The following is a 25,609-nucleotide window of genomic DNA, read 5'->3' as shown; positions in this document are numbered from 1 at the left end:
TCATGGCGTTATGACAATGACGGAGATATAATATAGCTTTTTATATTGAAGTCAAAGAATTTTTACATTCTAATTCTTTGACTTCAAATAAATATTGAGATTTAAAAGATCAAAAGTTGTTATTTATTTTTTAGTGTATATTTTAATATTTCAGTTTTTATTATTTGAGATTGAGAAGCTAGTTCTTCTGTAGATGCTGCTAGTTCTTCTGCTGTTGCAGAATTAGTTTGGACTACTTGAGAAATTTGATCAACCTTACTAGTCATTTCAGTTATAGCTTTAGTTTGGTCTTCAGAGGCTACAGCTATTTCTTTCACTAAATTAGTTGTATCATCAACATTTTTTACTATTATATCTAGTGCAGCGGCAGTCTCTGTAGCCAGCTTTTCTCCATTAGCTACTACATGTAATGAATTCTTTATAATCTTAGAAGTATTGTTTACTGCTTCAGCAGATTGCTCTGCAAGATTTCTGACTTCGTCTGCGACTACAGCAAAACCTTTTCCAGCTTCACCGGCTCTAGCTGCCTCGATAGCAGCGTTTAATGCTAAAAGATTAGTTTGTGAAGCAATTTCTTCAATTGCTTTTATAATTTCAGCAATTTGTTTTGAGCAGACAGTTATTTCTTTCATAGATTCCATCAATATTTGCATCTTTTCGTTTCCTTCTTCTACAATATGTTTTACATTAATGGAAAAACTTTTAGCTTTATCTGCATTGTTAGTAGTATTATTAACCTTTTGCAGTATTTTCTTAAAACTAGTAAAGAGTTCTTCAACAGCGCCAGCCTGGTTAATAGAACCTTCAGAGAGTATTTGGGTAGTTGACGATAATTGCTCAGAACCATTAGAAATTGATGAGATTGATTGATCCATATTCTGAAATATAATATTTAAAGAATCAATAATATTTTTTATTGACTTTTGTATAGGATTAAAATCGCCTATATATTCTATTGAATTATCTAAATGTATATTTAAGTCTCCATCTGCTAATCTTTCCAAAGTGCTTGTTATGTCATTAATATAAGAAAGTAACATCCCGATGGAATTAGATAAATCGCGAGACATTTCACCCATTTCATCTTTTGCATTATATTCAGTATTTATTTTAAGATTTCCACGAGCTAAGTTTTTGGCAATATCCTTAATATGATTAATACCTTCAAGTAATACATCGTTCAATACTCTAATTAATAATAATGATATTACAATTAATATTATCATAATAAACGTAATAGAAATTAGAGATATATTTCTATAAGTATTTGAATTAGTAACAAAAGAATTAGCATCTTCTTGGGACGACTTAAAAAGCTTAAGTATACATTCTTCAGACTCTTTAATTTGTGAAGAGTAAGCATCTTGGCTGACTTTCATTACAGCCTGATTGGTTTTTGATTTTAGTAAGTCACTTAATTTTTCTCTCTTATCATCTAAATACTTTACATTTGATAAAAATTCATTTAATAATGATGGATCTCCCTTATGTATTTCTTTTAAAATTTCTATATTTTTTGCAAGAGCTATGGATTCTGTATCAGCTTGCTCTAGATAAAAGTTCTTTATTCCTGGATCTGTTTCTGTGATTGATCTAAACATGTCCATTTTTATTGTTTGCAAGTTTACTCTAATATTAGAAATAGTTTCAGAAACTTTGTACGGTCCATTATATAGTGAATTTGTTTGTGATGAAATAAACAATATTATGCATATCACAACTGCCATAAGAAAAGAAGTAAGTCCTAAAATTGCTGAAAAAGTTATTTTAAATTTTGTATTAATAGGATAGTTACTAATAACTTTTTTTAATTTATTATACATATAAATTCTCCTTTAACAAAAATGACATTAAAAATATAAGCGTAAGGTATTTAATAAGTCTAAGTATAAAGTTATAATAAGCATTAATTTTAAAATATGTATAAATATTGAAATGTATTTGCATAGATTACAAAAAACATTCTAAAAGTTGTATTTTAAAATAAATTTAGTAATGCATAAATTCAAGCAACTTTATCGTATTGAGTATACTCAGCGTGATGAATATCTTTTGAGGTTAATATACTTTAATAAGAAATTTTAATTTTAGGACTGAGCATGTTTTTTTATACTATCAACTTTATAAATAGATAGCGTCGCCATTGTAGACAGGGATTTTCCTTAATTTATTTCAATGATTGTATGGTAACGTATTTCATTTAGAATAGTATTTATTAGGCGACTTAGGTCAGAAAGCAATATTTAAGACAAAGTTGGATTAGCATACAATCATGGAAAATAAAGTGTTTATTTTTTAGTGCTCTTTATATTATTTGTATAATCCATAGTGGTTATATTTTAGGTGAATTTTTATTTAATAATTAAATATAAAACATAATTACCCACTATGGATGTTTGTTGGCTAAGCCCTTTTTTACTAGTAAATTATATATGTTACAATTTAATTTCTAGATTATTATTTTAATTGATAACTTAGCTTATTAGAATTTTAAATGTAAGTTTATTATTGAAACATATATAGATTTTAAGAATTCGACTTATTAGATTAATGTATTTAAAAAGTTGCTAAAACTTTAAGTTCATATCTTCACTAGAAATCATAAATATATTTGTAACCACAAGGGTCATAATATGAAGAAAACATTTGAAAATGAGCTGTTAAAGTGTCTTAGCTTGTAGGTTGTTCTAATTTAGCTTGTCAAACTGAAAGTTGGAGCATGCTAAATTGGATACAACCTGCTGCTTAGAACTTTCAGCGATATTTTCATAGCTTTTCGGAACAAAATATTTATGATTTCGGTAAGTTACTACATAAATCTAGTTTTAAATTTGGATATCTATATAGATAAGCCAATTATAAGTTAGATTTATACTATGAAATATATCCCAACTAGAAACTGGAACAAAAGTATATTATTCATTTCGGCGAGTTATATGCATAAGTTCAGGTCTTAGTTGGGTTATCTATATATCAATAATAAGAAATTTAAAATTTATAATGTAGAGAATTTATAAATGGTTTTATCTTTATATACTTCTCCAGCTCTAAGTATTGGAGATTTAAATTTACTACAGTTTATAGAGTTAGGAAAATATTGAGTTTCTAAACAAAATCCATTTCTACGATTATAAACAGATTTATTTTTACCTACATCTGAACCATCAAGGAAGTTCCCACTGTAAAATTGAATTCCGGGAGTGGTTGTATAAACATCCAATACTATTCCGGAATTTTCATCAACAGCTTGAGCAGCTTTTGAGCTATCACATCCATCGGTATTTAGTACCCAGTTATGATCGTATCCTTTTCCAAAATCAATTTGTTCATAATCGCTATTTATATTTTTGCCGATAGAAGTTAATGTTCTAAAATCCATAGGAGTTCCAGCTACTTCTTTTATTTCGCCTGTAGGAATTGAATATTTATCGTTTATTGTAAACTTATCTGCGTTTATCATCAGTTTTTGATTAAGAACGTCACCAGATGAATGACCAGATAAATTAAAATAAGCATGATTTGTAAGATTTACGACTGTATCTTTATCAGAAGTTGCACTATAATTTATCTCTAGAGCATTATCTTCAGTAAGGACATAAGTAACTTTAACATTAAGGTTACCAGGATATCCTTCTTCACCATCTGGGCTAAAATAAGAAAGTTCTAATGTATTAGGAGAATCTTCAACTATTTTTGAATCCCATACTACTTTATCAAAGCCTTTTAAGCCGCCGTGTAAATGATTTTCTCCATCATTCTGAGCTAAAGTATATTCTTGATCATTAAGGATGAACTTCCCGTATTGAATTCTATTTCCAAAACGTCCTATTAAGGCACCTAAGAATTTATCTCCTTTTAAATAATCATCTAAATTATCGTATCCTAGCATTACATCAATTAATTTACCATCCTTATTCGGAACCAAAGATGAAACTATTGTACCACCGTAAGTACAAATCTCAACTTTCATTTCATTAGAGTTTGTTAAAGTATAAATATAAACATCTTTTCCATCAGGCATTGTTCCGAAAACATTTTTTTCTATTGCCATGATAACACCTCCGTATTTAATAAGTTACTACATATTTTTTAGTATACATTTACATAATTAAAGATATCGGTTTCATGTATGTACAAGTATATTATATTACATTAAAATTGTACATACAATTATTTCTAGAAATTATTTTGGAAATATATTAAAATAATATAAATATATGCTTAATAATTACATTAATGGAGTATTAAAACAATAAAAATTATTATAGTAACAAAATAAAAGATATATATTGCAATTAAGTTTTCGTATTTTAATATTAATTCAGCCCTAGATCTTTAGAATATTAAATATAAATTTGTTATTGCAATATATCATAAGTGGAGGAGTTATGTGGAAACTAGTTATCGCTGATGACGAGCCTAAAATTAGAAGAGGTATTGAGAATATTTTAAATTGGAGTGAGTTCGGTATTGAGATAGTAGGGCAAGCGGAAGATGGGGAAATTGCATTAGAAATTATTAAAGAAAACAGACCAGATATTATATTATTGGATATAAATATGCCATTCTTAAATGGTTTAGACCTATTACAAAAGCTAAAAGAGATTGGTAATAGTGGGATTGTTATTATAATAAGTGGATATGATGATTTTTCATACGCTCAAAAAGCATTACAGTACAATGTTTTCGATTACATTCTAAAGCCTGTGAGTAAAAAGAACATAGAGGAGATAATAATTAAAGCAACCAATAAACTTATTGAAAAGGGAAAAGAAAACAATTACTTAGAGTGGGTAAAAAGACAATTAGCTGAAAATAAGGAAGTATTACAAAAAACTTTTTTTAGTGAATGGTTTAACAATAAATTAAGTGATGAACAAGTTTTAAAGGAGATGAGTTTTTTTGATATCGAGTTTGGAAGAAACATTGGAATTATGGTTATAAAGATTGTAGAAAAACTTAATGTTGAAGTAAGTGTTAGGAATTGGAGTGTTGAATTATTAGAGTTTGCAATAGCTAATATTTTAAATGATGGATTTAAAGATTTAGAGTTAAAGTATATTTTTAATGATGATAAGAAAAATATAATATTAGTAAGCAAGATAAATGATATGGGATGGTGGATTTCTATTGCAAAAGAAATGCAGAAGGAGATATATAAATATTTAAAGTGTAATGTGTTGATTGAGCAAGCTAGTGTTTTCAATGATGTATTTAAGATAAAAGATGAATATATGAAAATAATGAATAACGTTAATGAAAAAAAGAAGTGCAGTTCTATGGTTTTACTGGCAATAAAGTATATAGAAGATAACTATTATTCAAATGAGCTGAGTATAAATTATATATCAAATAAATTAGAAGTAACATCCTCATATTTAAGTAAATTATTAAAAAAAGAGACGGGATTATCCTTTATTGATTACCTTACTAAAATAAGAATAAAAAAAGCAATGTATATCATGGAGGATCCAGCAGTTAAAATTTATGATGTGGCAGAGTTAGTCGGTTATAGTAATCAACATTATTTTTGTAGAGCTTTTAAAAAAGTAGTTGGAGTTTCACCAACGGAATATAAGAGGGGAAAATAGAGTGAATAATAAAAGAAAAATTATTTATTTATCTATAATTATAGTTTGTATATGCGGACTGATAATTTTTGCAATCTATTTATATAGGACAAACTCTCAAAAAAAGGATACATTTATAATTGGTATGTCTCAGGCAAACCTATATGAACCATGGAGAATAAGTATGAATAAAGAAATACAGGAAGAAGCCAAGAAACATAGTAATATAAAAATAATTTTTAAGGATGCAGGTGGAGATGTTGAAAAGCAGAAAAAGGATATAGAAGATTTGATGAACTTTGGCGCAGATTTACTAATTGTTTCAATTAATAACTCCAAAGAACTAACACCAACTGTAAGAAAAGCGTATGAATCTTTACCGGTTATATTATTGGATAGAGCTGTTGAGGGATATGATTATACTTTGTATATAGGGGCTGATACAAGATCTATAGGAGTGCAGGCAGGAGAGTTAATTGCTAATTTAGCTGGTAACAACAAGGCTAATGTTATAGAGGTTCAAGGAATATTAGATTCAAGCACAGATAAAGAAATAACTAATGGATTTAAAGAAGCAATTAGTAATTCTAAAAATATTGCTATAGATAGGACCATTGTAGGAAATTGGCAGAAAAATGAAACAGAAGATAAATTAGAGGAAATATTGAAAGATGATAAGGACGTCAATATAATTTTTGCTCACAGTGATTATATGGCACTAGGAGCATATTACGCTACGGTAAGTACTAATTCAAAAAATATTAAAATAATTGGTGTTGATGGATTAGAAGGACCTCAAGGAGGTATAGATCTTGTTAGAAATGGTATATTGCAAGGAACATTTACATGCAAGACTGGAGGAAAAGAAGCTGTAGATTATGCAATAAAAATACTAAACAAGAAAGATGATATTCCTAAAAAAGTATTACTAAAATGCAATAAAATAACTAAAGATGCTTTAAGTGATTAAATATATAGACTTCCATATTACGTAAAAGTATACAAAAGTGCTGATTAATGCAAATACAATTTATAAGTATAAATATATAATTAATTTATGAAAACGAAATCATGAATATAGGGGGAATTAATTATGAAGTTAAAAAAGATGATGGCATTAATGGCGAGTGCTGTATTATGTATTGGCATGCTTTCAGGCTGTGGTGGATCTGGAGCTGGTGGAGGTGATGCGGCAAAGACATCAGCGGCGAATTCATCTAGTAAAAAAATAATTGGATTTGCACAGGTTGGTGCAGAAAGTGGTTGGAGAACAGCAGAAACTGACTCTATAAAATCAATTCCAACATTAGATTCTAACTTTGACTTGAAATTTTCTGATGGACAACAAAAACAAGAAAATCAAATAAAAGCGATAAGATCATTTATTGCACAAAAGGTAGATTTAATTGCTTTAGATCCAGTTGTTGAAACTGGCTGGGATACAGTTCTTAAAGAAGCCAAGGATGCAAAAATTCCAGTAGTAATTGTTGATAGAAAAGTTACAGTTTCAGATGATTCACTTTATAAATGTTTCTTAGGTTCAGACATGGTTGCAGAGGGGAAAAAGGCTGCACAAATATTAATAGATCAATTCGGTAAAGACGCAACACTTAATATAGCAGAGCTTCAAGGAACAGTGGGGTCTACTGCAATGGTTGGAAGACAACAAGGGTTTAATGATGCAATAAAAGATTGTCCTAATTATAAGATAATAAAATCACAAACTGGAGATTTTACTCGTGCTAAAGGTAAAGAAGTTATGGAAGCATTTCTAAAATCAGATGGTGATAAAATAAATGTACTATGGTCTCATAATGATGATATGGCAATGGGAGCTATTCAAGCTATAGAGGAATATGGAAAGAAACCAGGAAAAGATATATTTATAGTTTCAGTTGATGGTATTAAAGATATATTCCAAGCAATGGTTGATGGTAAAGCTAATGCAACTGTTGAATGTAATCCGCTACTTGGACCTCAATTACTTGAAGTTGCTAAAAACATATTAGATGGTAAAGAAGTTGAAAGAACTATAAACTCAAAAGAAAGTCAATTCTTACAAAAAGATGCTGGAGCAGAATTACCAAACAGAAAATATTAATGATAATATGCATAAGAGCTGGAATTCAATCCATGCTCTTATGTTAAAAAAGATGTAGTACGTACATGTTTGTAATTGTGTTAAAACAAGAGGAGTGATATAAGTGAGTGATTCTAATATAGTTTTAGAGATGAAAAATATTAGTAAGTTCTTTCCGGGTGTTAGAGCACTTTCAAATGTTGATTTTACACTAAGAAAAGGTGAAATCCATACGCTAATGGGAGAAAATGGTGCTGGGAAATCGACATTGATAAAGGTTCTTACAGGTGTTTATAAGATAGATGAAGGAACAATTATATTGAGGGGAAAGGAAATAAAAATATCATCTACTCAGGAAGCTCAGAGTCATGGAATTAGTACTGTTTATCAAGAAGTAAATCTATGTCCAAATCTATCAGTTGCAGAAAATATATATATTGGACGTGAACCTAAGAAAAATGGAAGTATAGATTGGAAGAAAATGAATAGAAGTGCAGAGAAACTATTAGAAGAAAGACTTAATTTAAAGGTAGATGTAAAGAAAGCCTTAAATAATTATTCGGTTGCAGTACAGCAAATGGTAGCAATTGCACGTGCTGTAGATATATCTCAAGGTATATTAATCCTAGATGAACCAACATCAAGTTTAGATGATAAGGAAGTAAAGCAATTATTTAAAATTATGAAAAAATTTAAAGAAGAAGGTATGTCAATAATATTTGTTACTCACTTTTTAGATCAAGTATATGAGGTTTCGGATAAACTTACAGTGCTTAGAAATGGTGAGTTGGTTGGGACATATGATGCAGACAAACTTTCTAGGATAGAATTAGTTTCTAAAATGATTGGTAAAGACTATAGCGAGATAGAAAAAAGTACAAGAACAAAGAAAGTAGTTAATGATGAACAGAGAGATAATTTAATATCAACAAATAATTTTGGAAGGTCTGGAACTATAAATCCATTTAATATAGAAATCAAGAAGGGGGAAATTCTTGGATTCGCAGGACTTCTTGGGTCTGGTAGAAGCGAATGTGCGCGAACAATATTTGGGATAGATAAATCTACTAGTGGAAATATAACTATAAATGGAAAAAACTATTCGTATATTTATCCTCAAAAAGCAATTGAGGAAGGTTTGGGCTTTTGCCCAGAGGACAGAAAAGTTGAAGGAATAGTTGGTGATCTAACAATAAGAGAAAATATAATATTAGCATTGCAAGCTAATAGAGGAATATTTAAATATTTGCCGATGAAAAAACAACAAGAAATTTCACAAAAGTATATAGATTTACTTAGAATCAAAACTCCAAGTATGGAGCAAAAAATAAGTAATTTAAGTGGTGGTAACCAACAAAAGGTAATATTAGCAAGATGGCTCGCAACAGAACCGCAATTATTAATTTTAGATGAACCAACAAGGGGAATTGATATAGGAGCAAAAGGTGAAATAACAGAATTAATATTAGCATTAGCTAAGCAGGGAATGACAATTTTGTTTATTTCGTCAGAGCTACCAGAAGTAGTTAAATGTTGTGACAGAGTAATTGTCCTTAGAGATAGAAATATTATCGGAGAACTAGTTGGAAATGAAATAGAGGAATCTAATATCATGAAAACTATAGCAGGAGGTGCTAGATAATATGGAAAATAATAAGAAACAAACTTTTTTCCTTAAAATTTATAATGCTAAAATATTTTGGCCATTAACAAGTTTGATTATATTACTTTTGTTTAATTTTATAATGACACCAAGTTTCTTAAGCATAAGCATGAAAGACGGGCATTTATTTGGAAATACCATAGATATACTAAACCGTGCAGCCCCATTAATATTGATATCTTTAGGAATGACTCTCGTAATTGCAACTCAAGGAATTGATATTTCCGTAGGATCAATAATTGCAATAAGTGCAGCTCTTTCTGCAACTGTAATAGTTGATGGAGGTTCAGTTCCATTAGCAGTAGCAATAGGAATAATTAGTGGACTTGTATGTGGAATATGGAATGGGTTTTTAGTTTCGTATATAGGAGTACAACCAATGGTTGGAACATTGATTTTATATATTGTTGGTAGAGGAGTTGCTCAACTTATAACAGGAGGACAAATATTAACTTTTACTAATAAGGATTTCATATTTATAGGGACAGGCTACATATTGCTTCCTATAGCAATATTTATAGCTATTGCGGTAGCGTTAATTATGTATTTTTTAATAAGGAGAACTGCTCTGGGATTATTTATTGAGTCTATAGGAGTTAACAATAATTCATGTAAATTCGCAGGAATTCAATCTAGGAAAGTTGTATTTTCACTTTATGTTATATGTGGAATGTTAGCAGGAATAGCAGGAATAATTTTATGCGCTAATATAAAAAGTGCTGATGCTAATAATGTTGGTTTGTGGTTAGAATTGGATGCAATCCTTGCAACAGTTATAGGTGGGACGTCTATGGCGGGAGGACGGTTTTATCTTTCAGGGACAGTTGTAGGGGCATTGTTCATACAAACATTAACTACAACAATTTATAGCTTAGGTGTTGCACCTGAAATTACACTAGTTGTTAAAGCTATAGTAGTTATAGTTGTATGTATAATTCAATCTCCTGAATTTAGAAAAATTCTTAAGATAAAGAAAAATACAAAAATCAATCTAAAAGAAAAAGAGGTGATTAAAGCATGAATAAGCTAATAGGAAAGAGGAACGCATTCAAAATAAACAAAGATTATATTGCAATTTATGCTACAATCGCATTATTTATAGGATTGTTTCTAATAGGATCAGTATTATATAAAAGTTTTTTGTCAGCACAAGTATTTACTAACTTGTTCATTGATAATGCATATTTAATAGTGGTGGCAATTGGGGAAGCAGTTGCAATATTAACTGGTGGAATAGATCTTTCAGTTGGATCCATGATAGCTTTTGTAAGTATGATTACAGCAAGTTTATTGCAAAAAGGAGTAAATCCTTTTTTAGTAATGCTAATAGTTCTTATTGTTGGAATTATTTTTGGAACAGTTCAGGGTATCTTGATTCAAAAGTTTAAACTACATCCTTGGATAGTTACACTTGCAGGAATGTTCTTTGCAAGAGGAGCAAGTTATATTATAAGCATTGATACAATTATAATTGATAATCCAGTTTTTACAGAAATCTCATCATATAGAATATCAATATTACCAGATGCCTTTATATCAATTAATGTTATCGTTAGCCTGATAGTTGTAGCGGCTGCATTTTATATGATGAAGTTTACGAGGTTCGGAAGAACCGTGTATGCAATTGGTGGAAATGAAAATTCTGCTAAGTTAATGGGATTACCAGTGGAAAGAACAAAAATACTTGTATATACATTTTCGGGTTTCTGTTCATCTTTAGGTGGTTTATTATTTACAATATATACTCTTTCAGGTTATGGTCTTCATTGTAATGGAATGGAAATGGATGCTATAGCAGCATGTGTAATCGGAGGTATATTATTAACAGGTGGATATGGAAATATAATTGGACCATTATTTGGTGTACTAACTACAGGAATTATTCAAAGTCTTATAATGTTTGATGGAACACTAAATTCATGGTGGACTAAGATAGCGGTTGGAATGTTATTGTTCATATTTATTGTATTGCAGAGAATTATTGTAATTAGAGATGAAAAGCGAAAAAATGCTTCATCTTCTTAATAAAACTAAATAATATAATATGGAATTAATATAATAAAATGAGCATTTGTATAATCTTTTAAGATAAGAAAACACAAATGCTCATTTTATTTTTGCACGAATATATCACATCTAAATAAATAGGTATGCCAAGTATTGGTAGTTTAAGCTATAATTTAATATATAGGCTTGTTAATTATAAGTATAGTTAATAATAAAATCGGAAATATAGATGTGCTGATTTGTGGATGATAGATATGATTTATACAAATGTTTTGGAGGTATAGGGTGAATAGTTTAAAAACATATTTTATGAATAAGAGCATAGGGGATAAACTTATATTTTATTTTTTTGGAGTGATCCTCATTGTTACTATTACTATTACTACTTTGGGAAATTTACTATATAAAGATTCAATTAACTTTTCACAAAATGAAAACACTAATCAAATAATAAAACAAATAAATAGCAATATTGAATCTTATGTTAATAATACTGAAAACATTATAAATTATATGTCAATCGATCCTAGAATAATAAAATTCCTTAATGATAATAAATCTGAAGATACTGATATTGAAGACGAAGCGTATAAATCTATTTATAACTTTGTTAAATTCAATCCGGAAATAGCTGGAATAATGGTGGTAAACACTAATGGTGGCTATATAAGTGATGTAATGAACAGGGTATCAAGAGATCCTTTATATAATGAAGAATGGTATACAAAGGCTTATAATAAGCCTGAAACTATACACCTATTTACTAAACCAATAGGTAGGAACATTGATAATATTTTTCGCTATTCTGCTGATGAAGTCTTCTCCATGTCGAAGGCTGTTGTGGATTCATCTACTAACCAAATAAAAGGTATAATACTTATTGATATAAAATTAGATGCCATCAAGAACATTATTGAGAATTCAAGACCAGGAACCGCGGGCTTTATTTATATTATGGATATGAACAAAGAGATTGTTTATACTCCTGTTAATGATATAGTATATAGAATTAAAAATGAATGGATAGAGAATATTAACAACGATATAATAATAAAAAATATTAACGGAGAAAATTATCAATTGACAAAGATTGATTCAAAATATACGGGATGGGAAACAATTGGGGTATTTCCTGAAAGTGAGAGCTTACGAGTTATTAAATATACAAGATATTATTCTTTTGTAGTAGCTATTTTGGCATTAATAATAGCTGAAATTTTAGTTATAATTTTTACAAGATCTATTGTAAATCCAATTCAAAAATTAAAAAGGTTAATGAGAAAGGCTCAAGAAGGAGAACTAACAGTGTCATTCAATGCTAAGTATAATGATGAAATAGGGGAACTTGGCGGTTCTTTTAATACCATGGTAAAAGAAATAAATAATCTTATAAAATTAGTACAAATTGAAGAAAAAAATAAAAGGCTGGCTGAAATGAATGTTTTACAGGCTCAAATCAAGCCACATTTCATGTACAACACTTTAGATACCATAAGGTGGATGGCAGAAGAACATAATGAAGAAGATATAGTGGAGATAATAGAAGCCTTTACTAACTTGCTTAGAATAAGCTTAAGTAAAGGAAAAGAAATAATAAGTGTCAAAGAAGAATTAAGCCATGTACAGAGCTATTTAATTATTCAGAAAATAAGATATGAAGACAAGCTTGACTACGAAATTCAATTTGATAAAGAAATACTTGATTATAAGTTAATAAAATTAATATTACAGCCCCTTGTTGAAAATGCAATTTACCATGGAATAAAAGAAAAGCGCGGCAATGGAAAGATTTTAATTACAGGAAAAATTGAAGATAATTTATTATGTTTTACTGTAGCTGATAATGGAAGAGGCATGGATGAAGAAACATTAAATAAAATAAATAATATGCTTAATAATAACGATGGAAATAAGAATCAGATTGGTTATGGAATTTTTAATGTAAATGAAAGAATAAAGCTTATACATGGAAGTGAGTATGGGTTAGTCTACAGAAGTATTCTTGGAGAGGGGACAATTGTTGAGCTTAGGCATCCAATAATTGAGACGGAATAATATTAGATCAAAATGAAAATAGGTAAAATCCGAATATCGGATTTTACCTATTTATATTTTATCAAATAAGGGGAGTGGTAAATATTAGGATTGTAGAGAGTCTATTATTTCTTTCTGGAAGGTTAACGAAATATATTCTAAAATCATCAATCAATATTTACCACTTTTATATAAATAAGATTTATAGCACTATTAATTAGAATTTCCAAGCGGCACTAGAAAACTTTAGTTCGTTTTTGAATGTTGAAAGTTTAGTATCATTATTAATTACTACACATTCAACTCCAACCATATCAGCCCAATCTAATAATTGTTCTTCGTCAACATAGAATGAGAAGCTAGTATGGTGAGCACCACCAGCCATAATCCATGCTTTAGCACCTTCTTTTAATGATGGTTGTGGTTTCCAAAGAACGCTTGCTACTGGTAAGTTAGGCATATCTTCAGTTACTTCAACACAATCAACACTATTAACAATTAAACGGAATCTGTTACCCATATCAATTAATGAAGCAGCAACAGCTGGACCAGAAGCACCTTTAAATACTAAACGAGCTGGATCTTCTTTGTCTCCAATTCCAAGTGGGTGCACTTCAATAACTGGCTTAGTTGCAGCAAGTGTTGGACATATTTCAAGCATATGTGCACCAAGAATCAATCCATTTTCTGAATCCATGTTATAAGTGTAATCTTCCATCAATCCTGTACCTTTTCCACCAGCCATGATTTTCATAGCTCTAAGAAGTGCAGCAGTCTTCCAATCTCCTTCAGCACCAAAGCCATAACCTTCAGCCATTAGATGTTGAACAGCAAGACCTGGAAGTTGTTTCATTCCATGAAGTGCTTGGAAGTTAGTTGTGAAAGCTGTATATCCTCTTGCATCTAAGAAAGTTCTTAAACCAATTTCAATTTTAGCTTGTTCACGAATAGAGTCTATAGAAGCTTTAGGATCTATATCATATAATTTAGAGTACTCAGCCATAAGCTCATCGATTTGATCTTCTGTAACTTTATCCATTGATTTAACTAGGTCACCAACTCCATAGTAATCAACTGTCCAACCAAATTTAATTTGAGCTTCAATTCTATCGCCATCAGTAACGGCAACATCTCTCATGTTGTCTCCGAAACGAGCAACCTTAATACTGCGTCCTTCAGTAAATGCAACAGCAGGGGCCATCCATTTAGCTATATCAGCAGAAACAGAAGCATCTGTCCAATGACCAACTACTATTTTACGAGCTATGTCAAGTCTAGCTCCAATATATCCAAATTCTCTATCTCCATGAGCTGCTTGGTTTAAGTTCATGAAGTCCATATCAATTGTTCCCCAAGGAATTTCTTTATTAAATTGAGTATGGAGATGAAGTAATGGTTTTCTTAGTTCAGTTAAACCATGAATCCACATTTTAGCTGGTGAGAATGTATGCATCCAAGTAATTATACCAGCACAGTTTTCATCGTTATTAGCATCATTACATACTTTTCTAATTGAAGGAGAATCAGTAGCAACTGTCTTAAAAACTATTTTATAAGGTAAATCTTTTTTATTTAATCCCTCTACTATTATCTTTGAATTATCAGATACTTGATCTATTACTTCAGGACCATATAGAGGTTGACTTCCTGTAACAAACCAAAATTCATAATTTTTTACTTTTAACATTTAACATTCCTCCTAATATATAAATTAAAACTTTTCGAGTGGAGTTTTAGCTCCACCTTTAATTTAGTTGAATTTATACCCTCAAGGGGCACCTAGTCCAGGAGCTTGCGACCGTTATCTCTCACTTAAGAAGATGGAGGACTACGGATGCTAGCTATTGGATAAATAAAAATGCTTATCTAAATTTAGTATACCTTTTCATGAGTACAAACAAGTTTTTGATGTATGTACAAGCTTATTATAATACAATAATGTTGTACATACAAGATGTAAAAATAAAAAAATAAAAAATATTAATTTTCCAGATAGGTATCATTATGGTTTAAATTAGGTAAAGACAGCTTTGCAGCAAAATTTATATTTGCGATTATAATAAAAATTATTAAAGAAGATGATGTATGGTTAACCTTGGTGTTTAAATAAATTTTAGAAAAAACTATTGATATATATAGGGAATAGAGATATAATCAAATCATCAAGTGCGTACAACTTTTTAGAATATAATTTTAAAGAAATCGATTTATATTTTAAGAAGTTATTGCATAGTTATTTGATGAAAGTAGTTGAAAAAGATGAAAGAAGCTGAAACAAAGCACGAATTAATAGAAAATTACTATATCAGCCTAATAGAAGAAAACAAGGTTTCAGCAGGAGACCAATTACCTTCTGAAAATGAAATAGCCAACTTATTCAATGTAAGTAGGCATACAGTAAGACAAGCTCTTACTTATTTAGTACAAGAAGGCTGGATATATAAAGAAAGAGGAAAAGGAAGCTTTTACTCTAACAAAAAGACTAATGAAGTTAAAAAAAATGTTGCTGTTCTTACAACTTATATATCAGATTATATTTTTCCTAAAATTATATCAGGTATAGAGGAAGAATTAAGACGCAAGGGATATAATTTATTATTATTTAATAGTAACAACGACATTGAGAATGAAAGAAGATGTTTTGAGGATATCATAAACCAAGATATATCAGGACTAATAGTTGAACCAGCACAAAGTACAATAAATAACCTGCATCATGATAGCATTAAAAAGTTAGAAAAGAACAATATAAAATATATTGCAATAAATGCTAATTGTGATGAAGAAAATTCTGCATATATTGTAGTAGATGATGAACAGGGAGGGTACAAGCTTACTAATTATTTATTAGAACTTGGTCATAGAAATATAGCTGCATTATTTAAAGCAGATGATTTACAAGGTGAAAAAAGAAGAAGGGGTTACATAAAGGCCCTAAACGAATATGACTTGAGTTTTAACAAAAGTATAGTAGGAGAATATATAACTGATAATCAAGAGATGTATATAGACCAGTTTATAAAGAAGATTTTAAATCTTGAAGAAAAACCAACCGCAATTGTTTGCTATAATGATAAGGTTGCTTTGAAGGTAATAGATAATTGTAGAAAAGAAAATATAGAAATACCAAAAGATTTATCAATAGTAAGTTTTGATGACTCTAGTTTAGCAGTTTCATCAGGTGTTAAACTTACAACAATAAAGCATCCGAAAGAAGAAATGGGAATAAGAGCAGCCAAATGCATTATAGATATGATTGAGGGGAGAATAGACAAGCCTCAATACACATACAATGCTGAACTTATTGTTAGAGATTCTTGTTCTAGAGTTTAAAATTTATCTTTGCTTTAGATGACTTGATTTTGAGTTACTGGAGCAAAGATAAACTTTAATGATATATATATTAGATATTATTTTTTATGTACGCTTGTACGTACATACATACAACAAGCAGATAGGGGTGTTTAAATGTTAGAGAAATTAAAGGAAAAAGTTTATGAAGCTAATATGGAACTTCAAAGAAAAGGTCTTGTAATCTACACTTGGGGAAATGTTAGTGAAATCGATAGAGAAACTGGATTAGTAGTTATAAAACCAAGTGGTGTTGATTATGATACTATGAAAGCAGAAGATATGGTAGTTGTAGACTTAGAAGGAAATGTTGTAGAAGGAAAGTATAAACCTTCAACAGATACTCCAACTCACTTAGTTATGTATAAAACTTATCCGAGTGTTGGAGGCGTTGTTCATACTCATTCAGATTGGGCAACAACTTTTGCTCAGGCAGGAATGAGTATACCAGCTTTTGGGACAACACATGCAGATTATTTTTATGGGGATATTCCTTGTACTCGCGATCTAACAGATGAAGAAATTAGTGGAGAATATGAAAAGGAAACAGGAAATGTAATAGTTGAAACTATTGGAGATAAAAATCCATTAGAAGTTCCAGCTATTGTAGTTAAAAACCATGGTCCTTTCGCTTGGGGAAAAGATGCTAATTCAGCAGTTTACAATGCAGTAGTATTAGATAAAGTTGCTGAAATGGCATATAAGACAATGACTTTAAACAAAGATGTAAAGGGTGTCAAACAGCACCTTTTAGATAAACATTATCTTAGAAAACATGGTGCGAATGCATATTATGGACAATAAGATATCATAGTATAAACCAACATATTTTTAAGGAGAATTTTTAATCAGAAATTGGAACTCCCTTGTAAATTCTCCTTAATAAGTATGAGTTAAAAAGTAACGTATATAGTTGAAAAAGAAAATGTCTAAATTTAATATTTTGAAACATGAATATTAAATGGATGGAAGGTAAATATGCAAATAATAGTTTGTTGCTAAATAACAAACAAAATATATAAAGAGGAGATGTTAGGGAAATGAGATTTTTTTTAGACACAGCAAATGTAGAACACATTAAAGAAGCAAATGAAATGGGAGTAATATGTGGTGTAACAACAAATCCATCACTAATAGCAAAAGAAGGAAGAGACTTTAATGAAGTTATTAAAGAAATAACAGAAATAGTTGATGGACCAATAAGTGGAGAAGTTGTAAGTGAAGATGCTGAAGGAATGATAAAAGAAGGAAGAGAAATTGCAGCGATTCATAAGAATATGATAGTAAAGATTCCAATGACAGCTGAAGGCTTAAAGGCAACTAAAGTATTAGCAAGTGAAGGAATTAAAACAAATGTAACATTAATATTCTCAGCAACACAAGCGTTACTTGCAGCAAATGCAGGAGCAACATATGTAAGCCCATTCCTTGGAAGAGTAGATGACATCTCAATGATAGGTATGGATTTAGTTAGAGATATAGCAGAAATATTTGCAGTTCATGGAATAGAAACAGAAATAATTGCAGCAAGCGTAAGAAACCCAATTCATGTAATAGAAGCAGCAAAAGCAGGAGCAGATATATCAACAGTGCCTTATAGTTTAGTAATGCAAATGCTAAAACACCCATTAACAGATCAAGGATTAGAAAGATTCAAAGCAGATTGGGCAGCAGCATTTGGGAAATAGTCCTTCGAAATAAGAAACATATTTTGATTCCGGTTGCTAAGAAATTTTGTTGAGTGCTTCTAAGATTATAAGTTGTACCCAAAATGCTTGCTTCAAAGACAAGCTCTGAACAAGCACATTTGGAACAACTTATAATCAAGAAGCACTACCAACACAATTTCTAATGAACACTCCACAAAATATGTTACTTATTTCTAGTGCAGATATATTTCGAAAATGGAAGAGTAATTTAGAGATATAATGGCTAGATTCTGAAATTAGGAAAGAGTAAATGTTTATGGATAAATATTTTGATATAATGCTTTCGCAAAAGTATGACTACCATTTATGATTTATTCATGTTCCAAATGACAGAGATAAAAATATATATTCTTAAGAATATAAGAATATAAGAATATAAGAATATAAGAATTTATAAATGAAAATATAAAAGAACTTAAAAAGTAATGAAAAAAAGGTAACAATATAAAAAGGTGTAGTAAAATAGGCACCTTTTGAAAAGTGAATTAAGGATAGCTAAGATCATTTCAGGTTTGAAATGAATTCGAAGCGTAGCATGGGACTTAATTAGCACAACTAAGAACTTATAAAAAATATGTCTATGAAATGAGGATAAAGATGAGTAGAGAATTAGATAAATTATCTATTAATGCAATAAGAGTATTATCAGCAGATGCTATTGAAAAATCAAAATCAGGACATCCAGGTTTACCGCTTGGATCGGCTACAATGGCTTATACATTATGGGCAAAGATGAATCATAATGGAAAGAACCCTGAATGGGATAACAGAGATAGATTTGTATTATCAGCAGGACATGGTTCAATGCTTGAATATTCGTTGCTACATTTATTTGGATACGGACTTACAGTTGAAGATATTAAAAACTTTAGACAATTCGGAAGTTTAACACCAGGACATCCAGAGTATGGCCATACAAAAGGTGTTGAAATAACAACAGGACCACTTGGACAAGGTATTTGTAATGCAGTAGGTTTTGCTATAGCAGAAGCACATCTTACAGAAAAATTCAATAAACCAGATTATAGCGTAGTTGATCACTATACATATGCTATAGTTGGAGACGGATGCCTTATGGAAGGTATCTCAGGAGAAGCGTCATCTCTTGCTGGAACTTTAGGTCTTGGAAAATTAGTTGTATTATATGATTCAAATAATATTTCAATTGAAGGGAATACAGACATAGCATTTAGAGAAGATGTAGCTAAAAGATATGAAGCTTATGGATGGCAAGTACTAAATGTAGCAGATGGAAATGATATAGATGCAATAGAAAAAGCAATAGAAGCAGCTAAAGTAGAAACAACAAAACCATCTATTATAATAGTTAAAAATCAAATTGGTTTTGGATGTCCAGCAAAACAAGGAAAAGCTTCAGCACATGGTGAACCTTTAGGAGCAGATAATGTAAAAGCTATGAAGGAAAACTTAGGATGGAAGACTGAACCTGCATTCTACGTACCAGACGAAGTGTATACAAATATGAATGAACACATAGCAAAAGGTGAAAAGACTGAAGAAGCTTGGAATGAGTTATTCAAAGCATATGCAAAAGCTTATCCAGAACTTGCAGCAGAATATACTAAATGGATGAGTGGCGAACTTGATAAAGAAGCTTTATTAAACAACGAAGAACTTTGGAGCTTTGATAAAGAAATGGCTACAAGAGAATCTTCAGGAATAATGATAAATAGATTGGCTAAACTAATTCCAAACTTTATTGGAGGATCAGCAGATTTAGCTCCATCTAACAAAACTCATATGAACGATAGAGGAGATTTCTCAGCAGAAGATAGAAGTGGATCAAACCTTCACTTTGGAGTTAGAGAACATGCTATGGCAGCTATCGCTAACGGAATGTATGCTCATGGTGGACTTAAAGTATTCTGTGCAACATTCTTTGTATTCAGTGATTACATGAAAGGTGCTATGAGATTATCAGCTCTTATGAATCTTCCAGTAGCTTATGTATTAACACATGATAGTATTGGAGTAGGGGAAGATGGACCAACTCATGAACCAATAGAACAATTAGCAGCTCTTAGAAGTATGCCAAACATGACAGTATTTAGACCAGCAGATTCAAAAGAAACTGCAGCAGCATGGTACTACGCTGTAACTAATGGAACTACTCCAACATCACTAGTATTAACAAGACAAAAGTTACCACTATATGATGGATGTCCTAAGAGAGCATTAAAGGGTGGATATATCTTAAAAGATTCTAAGAAAGAAACTCCAGATGTACTTTTAATGGCATCAGGTTCAGAAGTAGAATTAATCTACAAAGCAGCAGCTGAATTAGAAGCTAAAGGAATAGATGCAAGAGTTATAAGTATGCCATCATTTGAATTATTTAATGCTCAAGATGAAGCCTATAAAGAATCAGTTATGCCAAATAAAGTTCGTGCTAGAGTTGCAGTAGAAGCATTAACAAGCTTTGGATGGCATAAATATGTAGGTCTTGATGGAGATGTTATTTCATTAGATACTTTTGGAGCATCAGGTAAAGCAGAAATCCTATTCGAGAAATTTGGATTCACTGTAGAAAATGTTGTTGAAAAGGCTATTAATGTAGCAAAGAAATAGATGTTACAGTAATTAAATCTACGATTATAGTAGAGAAAATTTAGCGATTATAGTAAAACTTTAGAAAAATAGATTTAACCTTAAAATATTAATAAATATAGCGAAATAGATATAAAAAGATTTGGATTAAAAGTGTGTAAATTAATTAATCTATAAATATATTAAAACCAATTTATTCATTATTATAAAAGTTAAGATTATTAAAAGATATGTATAAAGATGTGTGAAAAGATTAGTGTGAAATTATGTAATTACAATAATAAATCATTGGTTAGAAATATATTTATAGATTTTTAATAAATGTATATTTAATATGATAATGAAGCAGTTTTAGAATTTATTAAAATCATTTATCTAATGTCTAGTCATTATTGCATTACAATCTTACATTAAGTTTGATAGGTATGAGGGCTGGACATTAGGTAATTATAAGAATTATTTTGTATTAGGTCTAGTAATATTACAATGGATTAATATTCAGAAGAAATTAGAAATTATTTTGAAATTAAGATTTATTTAATTTAACTATATTAAGAATATAAATTTATCACATAATAAGTAAACGATTTAAAAAAATTACATGTAGTGGAGGTTTTTATGGGATTAGAGATGAATAATATAAAAAATGCCATTATTAATGGTAAGACCGTGCTTGGTATTGAACTAGGTTCAACTAGAATTAAAGCAGTTTTAATAGATGAAAATAATACTCCAATAGCTTCAGGGAGCCATGATTGGGAAAATAAATATGTTAATAATATTTGGACTTATGGTTTAGATGATATCTGGACTGGCGTTCAAGATAGTTATAAGAAGATGGCTGAGGATGTCAAAGAAAAATATGGAGTTACTATTCAAACAATGGGCGCAATTGGATTCAGTGCTATGATGCATGGATATATGGTCTTCAATAAAGAGGGAGAGCTTTTAGTACCATTCCGTACATGGCGTAATACTATTACTGAAAAAGCTTCAGAAGAATTAACAAAATTGTTTAACTACCATATCCCTCAAAGATGGAGTATTGCTCATCTTTACCAAGCAATATTAAACGGTGAAGAGCATGTAGTTGATATAGATTTCCAAACAACTTTAGAAGGATATATTCATTGGAAATTAACAGGTGAAAAAGTTATAGGTGTTGGAGAGGCATCTGGAATGTTCCCTATTGATATAGATACAAAGAATTATAATGCACGTATGATCGATCAATTTGATGAGTTAGTAGCTCCTAAGAATTTTTCGTGGAAACTTGGAAATATTTTACCAAAGGTATTGTTAGCTGGAGAAAATGCAGGTGTACTTACTGAAGAAGGTGCAAAGCTTTTAGATGTTACAGGACAATTAAAGGCAGGTATTCCATTCTGCCCTCCAGAAGGCGACGCAGGAACAGGAATGGTTGCGACTAACAGTATTGCAAAGCGTACAGGTAATGTATCAGCAGGAACATCTGTTTTTGCAATGATCGTACTTGAAAAAGAATTATCAAAAGCATATGAAGAAATAGACTTAGTTACAACTCCTACTGGTAATTTAGTAGCTATGGTTCATTGTAATAACTGTACTTCGGATCTTAATGCTTGGGTTGGATTATTTAAAGAATTTGCAGAGGCATTCGGTGTAGAAGTTGACATGAATAAGTTATTTGCAACTTTATATAATAAGGCACTTGAAGGGGATTCGGATTGTGGCGGATTATTAGCTTATAATTATTTCTCAGGTGAGCATATAACTGGTTTTGAAGAAGGGCGCCCACTATTTGTACGTTCAGCAGAGAGTAAATTCAATCTAGCTAACTTTATGCGTGTACATTTATTTACATCATTAGGTGCACTAAAAACTGGCTTAGACCTTCTTCTTAAAGAGGAAGGTGTTAAGGTCGATGAAATGTTAGGACATGGAGGTTTATTTAAGACTAAAGGTGTAGGACAAAAGATCATGGCGGCAGCTATAGATGCACCAGTTTCTGTCATGGAAACTGCTGCTGAAGGCGGAGCATGGGGAATTGCAGTACTTGCATCTTATATGATAAATAAAGATGCAAATGAGACATTAGACGATTATCTTACAAATAAAGTGTTTGCAGGACAAATAGGTACAAAGATAGATCCAGATTCTAAGGATGTTGAAGGATTTAATGAATTTATCAAACGTTACACTAGTGGGCTTGCTATTGAAAGAACAGCGATAGATAGCCTTAAATAGAAAGTCTGATTAATAAGGTTGAATACTTTTTAGGGTATTCAACCTTATTATCTGTTTTCTATAAATAATAAATGTATGGACAAATAATATAGAGTTTATGTTTATATTATAACTCACCTAAATCATAAATATTTTAATTCGGAAAAACCATGAAAATAGAATTGAAGCTCTTAAGAAGCAGATTGTATACACTTTAGCGTGCTCAAATTTTTAGTCTAATAAGCTGAAATATGGCATTATACTGTAATAAATCGTAGATGTATGCACATTGATAAAGAAATATAATAAAATTGTACATACAATATAAAAAAAACTATTGCTATAGTGATGAAAACGATATATAATAAATACATGAAGTACGTACAACATATTAACAAGTGCTATCTTCTAAAATTATAACACATTAAGAGTTAGAGTACATGTATCAGATAGAAGTGATAAGATAAGCTATTCTTAATTTGTCCAAGCAGGATACATATATAAATAGATGTTAATGTGAATTTTTATTACGATAATAAAGAAGAATATTGCTGTACTTACAAGATATATATCATAGAGCATATATAGGAAAATGTATTTTCCATGATATATATTCAAATTATATGAATAATATCAATTACACATTAAACAATAATATTTACTAGGAGGTAGTGTAAAAAATATATGAAAAATCAATCCAACTACCATTTAATGTTAAATTATGTTTGCTAGTTGCCCTTGACACACCTAAAGATAAATGGTCTTAGGCAGTTAAGGACGGGTGAATGATAATTTTGAACATGACTAATAGACCCGCCTATTGAGATATTTTACCATTTATCTTTGTGGGCGTGTCAAGGGTGCGTTTCACCAACTGCTTTAGATCATTAGGCAGTTATTGTACAGTTATTTAGAACAAAGTCTTGAGATAGTTCAATAAATTTGCACCATCTAGTAGGCATGTTGGACATTGACTCTAACTCTTCAAGGATTACAGGAGTTTTGCCTTCAAGGGCAGAATGTGGTCTTAGAAAGTTAAAGTATGCCACAAACATAGTTACAAATGCAACCGACCCGTTAGGACTTCCGAAGCCAGTAGTAGCTCTATAATTGCCTTTAAAGGTTCGGTTAAGACGTTCAATAATTTGCTTCAATGGCCTATATTCTTTTGAAACTTCATCTTTATTGGTTAAGCCTATAACTTGAGTAACATCGAATTTTATACTATGGCTTGCAAAGAAGTGCTGTGCAAGAAGATATATAGGGTTACCATCAGTTATAAGATTAAGATCTTCAGGTATTTCTTTTAACTTACTTAGAACATCATCGATGGCTTTTACAGCCGTTTCGGTATCTCTATGTGGTGATACTCTGTAAGATAGAATAATCTTTTTAACAGCATCAAAAAAGAAGAAAATATAGTTCCACTTACCGTTAACTTTTATGTAGGTTTCATCGCCGCAGAAAGAGTCAGAAAGTTTATAATCGTAGTTATCTATAAATGGCTTAACTACAATTGAAACGGCATTAACATAGTTTAAAATTGCTTGATGAGATATTTTAATATCATGAATATCTTTAAGCAATGCAGCTGTCTTTCTGGAAGATAAACCGTAGTTAACGTAGTAAGTTAGAATGAGTCCTAAGGTGTAAGAAGAAATCATAATGTTTGGAAGAGAAACCTTTGATTTTACCGGACTTTCTTTAGAAAGTGGCTTAAAGTCAAAAGTGAAATCTCTAAATATGTATCTAACTTTGAACTTACCAGGATTCTTCTTAAAATCTTGTTTTTCAGATTTTGTCATTGATTTAAGATTATTTTGGTAAAAAGAGCAATTATCATTCTTACACTTATAAACGTAGAAATCCTTACGCGCCTTGATTCTTTCAAGTGTTTTACTGCAGTGAGGACATCTTAACACTATGGATTTCTGATAGTAATTTTTAGGATTGAATGTGGTATCACAGACTTTGCAAAGATATTGTCCTCGGCCTCCGTTATTATCGTAAAGATAGGTATGTGGAGCACCACACTTAGGACAGATAACATCCTTAGGAGCTAACGCTTTGTTTTTGCGAGGTTTCACAGGAGCAAATTCTTTGCCGTGCTTAAACTCATATTCAGCTATTAGAAGCTTATAGTTAAGTTTTTCGGGAACATCAAAGATTGGTTGATCATCTACTTGAAGCTTTCGGTATTCTTTCTTAACAGGTTCGTCCGAAATGCTTTTAAGCAAGTTTTTGCCAACCAGCAAAGTCATGAGATACTTTATAATTTCAATAAGATAAATTACAGTTTCAAGAAGAAACTTATTAATCATGGTAATAGCTTGCCTCCTTTTTTAGTTCAGTGTTTTTGTTTTGCAAGTATAAAATATCTTAACTTTTTGGGGGTGGCAAGTTATTTATATAAAAAATAAGA

At 30.5% G+C, this 25,609-nt stretch carries 16 protein-coding genes; 12 read left to right on the top strand and 4 right to left on the bottom strand.

The window, feature by feature from the left end:
* Positions 1-119 precede the first annotated feature (119 nt).
* Together PZA12_RS21715 and PZA12_RS21710 are read right to left on the bottom strand one after the other, a co-directional pair.
* Entirely contained in the window at positions 120-1,823 is a 1,704-nt protein-coding gene (locus PZA12_RS21715; RefSeq protein WP_103697949.1) for a methyl-accepting chemotaxis protein, read from the bottom strand.
* 1,172 nt (positions 1,824-2,995) lie between these two features.
* Entirely contained in the window at positions 2,996-4,051 is a 1,056-nt protein-coding gene (locus tag PZA12_RS21710) for an aldose epimerase family protein (protein ID WP_103697950.1), read from the bottom strand.
* A 337-nt stretch (positions 4,052-4,388) separates the two neighbouring features.
* On the opposite strand from PZA12_RS21710, the gene PZA12_RS21705 reads away from it, so the two are divergent.
* From PZA12_RS21705 to PZA12_RS21675, 7 genes are all read left to right on the top strand, one after another.
* On the top strand, positions 4,389-5,591 hold the full coding sequence (locus tag PZA12_RS21705; RefSeq protein ID WP_103697951.1) for a response regulator transcription factor: 1,203 nt from the start codon (positions 4,389-4,391) through the stop codon (positions 5,589-5,591).
* A gap of 1 nt (position 5,592) precedes the next feature.
* A complete protein-coding gene (locus PZA12_RS21700; RefSeq protein WP_103697952.1) occupies positions 5,593-6,540 on the top strand; it encodes a substrate-binding domain-containing protein in 948 nt (315 codons plus the stop codon).
* A 123-nt stretch (positions 6,541-6,663) separates the two neighbouring features.
* On the top strand, positions 6,664-7,671 hold the full coding sequence (locus tag PZA12_RS21695; protein ID WP_077841494.1) for an ABC transporter substrate-binding protein: 1,008 nt from the start codon (positions 6,664-6,666) through the stop codon (positions 7,669-7,671).
* A 103-nt stretch (positions 7,672-7,774) separates the two neighbouring features.
* Positions 7,775-9,292, top strand: a complete 1,518-nt coding sequence (locus tag PZA12_RS21690) for a sugar ABC transporter ATP-binding protein (RefSeq protein WP_103697953.1) — start codon at positions 7,775-7,777, stop codon at positions 9,290-9,292.
* 1 nt (position 9,293) lies between these two features.
* Positions 9,294-10,334, top strand: a complete 1,041-nt coding sequence (locus tag PZA12_RS21685; protein WP_017211108.1) for an ABC transporter permease — start codon at positions 9,294-9,296, stop codon at positions 10,332-10,334.
* Positions 10,331-11,338, top strand: a complete 1,008-nt coding sequence (yjfF, locus tag PZA12_RS21680) for a galactofuranose ABC transporter, permease protein YjfF (RefSeq protein ID WP_103697954.1) — start codon at positions 10,331-10,333, stop codon at positions 11,336-11,338. The genes PZA12_RS21685 and yjfF overlap by 4 nt, the downstream gene beginning before the upstream one ends.
* Positions 11,339-11,605: 267 nt before the next feature.
* Entirely contained in the window at positions 11,606-13,375 is a 1,770-nt protein-coding gene (locus PZA12_RS21675; RefSeq protein WP_103697955.1) for a sensor histidine kinase, read from the top strand.
* A 196-nt stretch (positions 13,376-13,571) separates the two neighbouring features.
* On the opposite strand, the gene araA is transcribed toward PZA12_RS21675, so the two are convergent.
* A complete protein-coding gene (gene araA / locus PZA12_RS21670; protein WP_077841498.1) occupies positions 13,572-15,041 on the bottom strand; it encodes an L-arabinose isomerase in 1,470 nt (489 codons plus the stop codon).
* Between the two features lie 572 nt (positions 15,042-15,613).
* On the opposite strand from araA, the gene PZA12_RS21665 reads away from it, so the two are divergent.
* The 5 genes from PZA12_RS21665 to PZA12_RS21645 all read left to right on the top strand — a co-directional run bounded on the left by PZA12_RS21665 (position 15,614) and on the right by PZA12_RS21645 (position 23,208).
* Positions 15,614-16,687, top strand: a complete 1,074-nt coding sequence (locus tag PZA12_RS21665; RefSeq protein WP_026885953.1) for a GntR family transcriptional regulator — start codon at positions 15,614-15,616, stop codon at positions 16,685-16,687.
* A 135-nt stretch (positions 16,688-16,822) separates the two neighbouring features.
* On the top strand, positions 16,823-17,509 hold the full coding sequence (locus tag PZA12_RS21660; RefSeq protein WP_012060611.1) for an L-ribulose-5-phosphate 4-epimerase: 687 nt from the start codon (positions 16,823-16,825) through the stop codon (positions 17,507-17,509).
* A 236-nt stretch (positions 17,510-17,745) separates the two neighbouring features.
* Complete coding sequence (gene fsa, locus PZA12_RS21655) at positions 17,746-18,393, top strand: fructose-6-phosphate aldolase (RefSeq protein WP_012058602.1); 648 nt, start codon at positions 17,746-17,748, stop codon at positions 18,391-18,393.
* 618 nt (positions 18,394-19,011) lie between these two features.
* Positions 19,012-21,003 carry a transketolase gene (gene tkt / locus PZA12_RS21650; protein ID WP_338481372.1) on the top strand — a complete coding sequence of 664 codons (1,992 nt, stop codon included), beginning with the start codon at positions 19,012-19,014 and terminating at the stop codon, positions 21,001-21,003.
* Positions 21,004-21,600: 597 nt separating this feature from the next.
* A complete protein-coding gene (locus tag PZA12_RS21645) occupies positions 21,601-23,208 on the top strand; it encodes a xylulokinase (protein WP_103699406.1) in 1,608 nt (535 codons plus the stop codon).
* Between the two features lie 866 nt (positions 23,209-24,074).
* Here the strand turns inward: PZA12_RS21645 and PZA12_RS21640 are convergent.
* The gene (locus PZA12_RS21640) at positions 24,075-25,508 is read right to left on the bottom strand and encodes a DDE-type integrase/transposase/recombinase (protein WP_168983577.1); all 1,434 of its coding nucleotides are present in this window, start codon (positions 25,506-25,508) and stop codon (positions 24,075-24,077) included.
* Positions 25,509-25,609 lie beyond the last annotated feature (101 nt).

Source organism: Clostridium beijerinckii (assembly GCF_036699995.1).
In the GTDB taxonomy this organism is placed as follows: domain Bacteria; phylum Bacillota; class Clostridia; order Clostridiales; family Clostridiaceae; genus Clostridium; species Clostridium helianthi.
The sequence above is the reverse complement of the archived record's forward strand: the minus strand, read 5'-3'. Positions and strand labels throughout refer to the sequence as shown.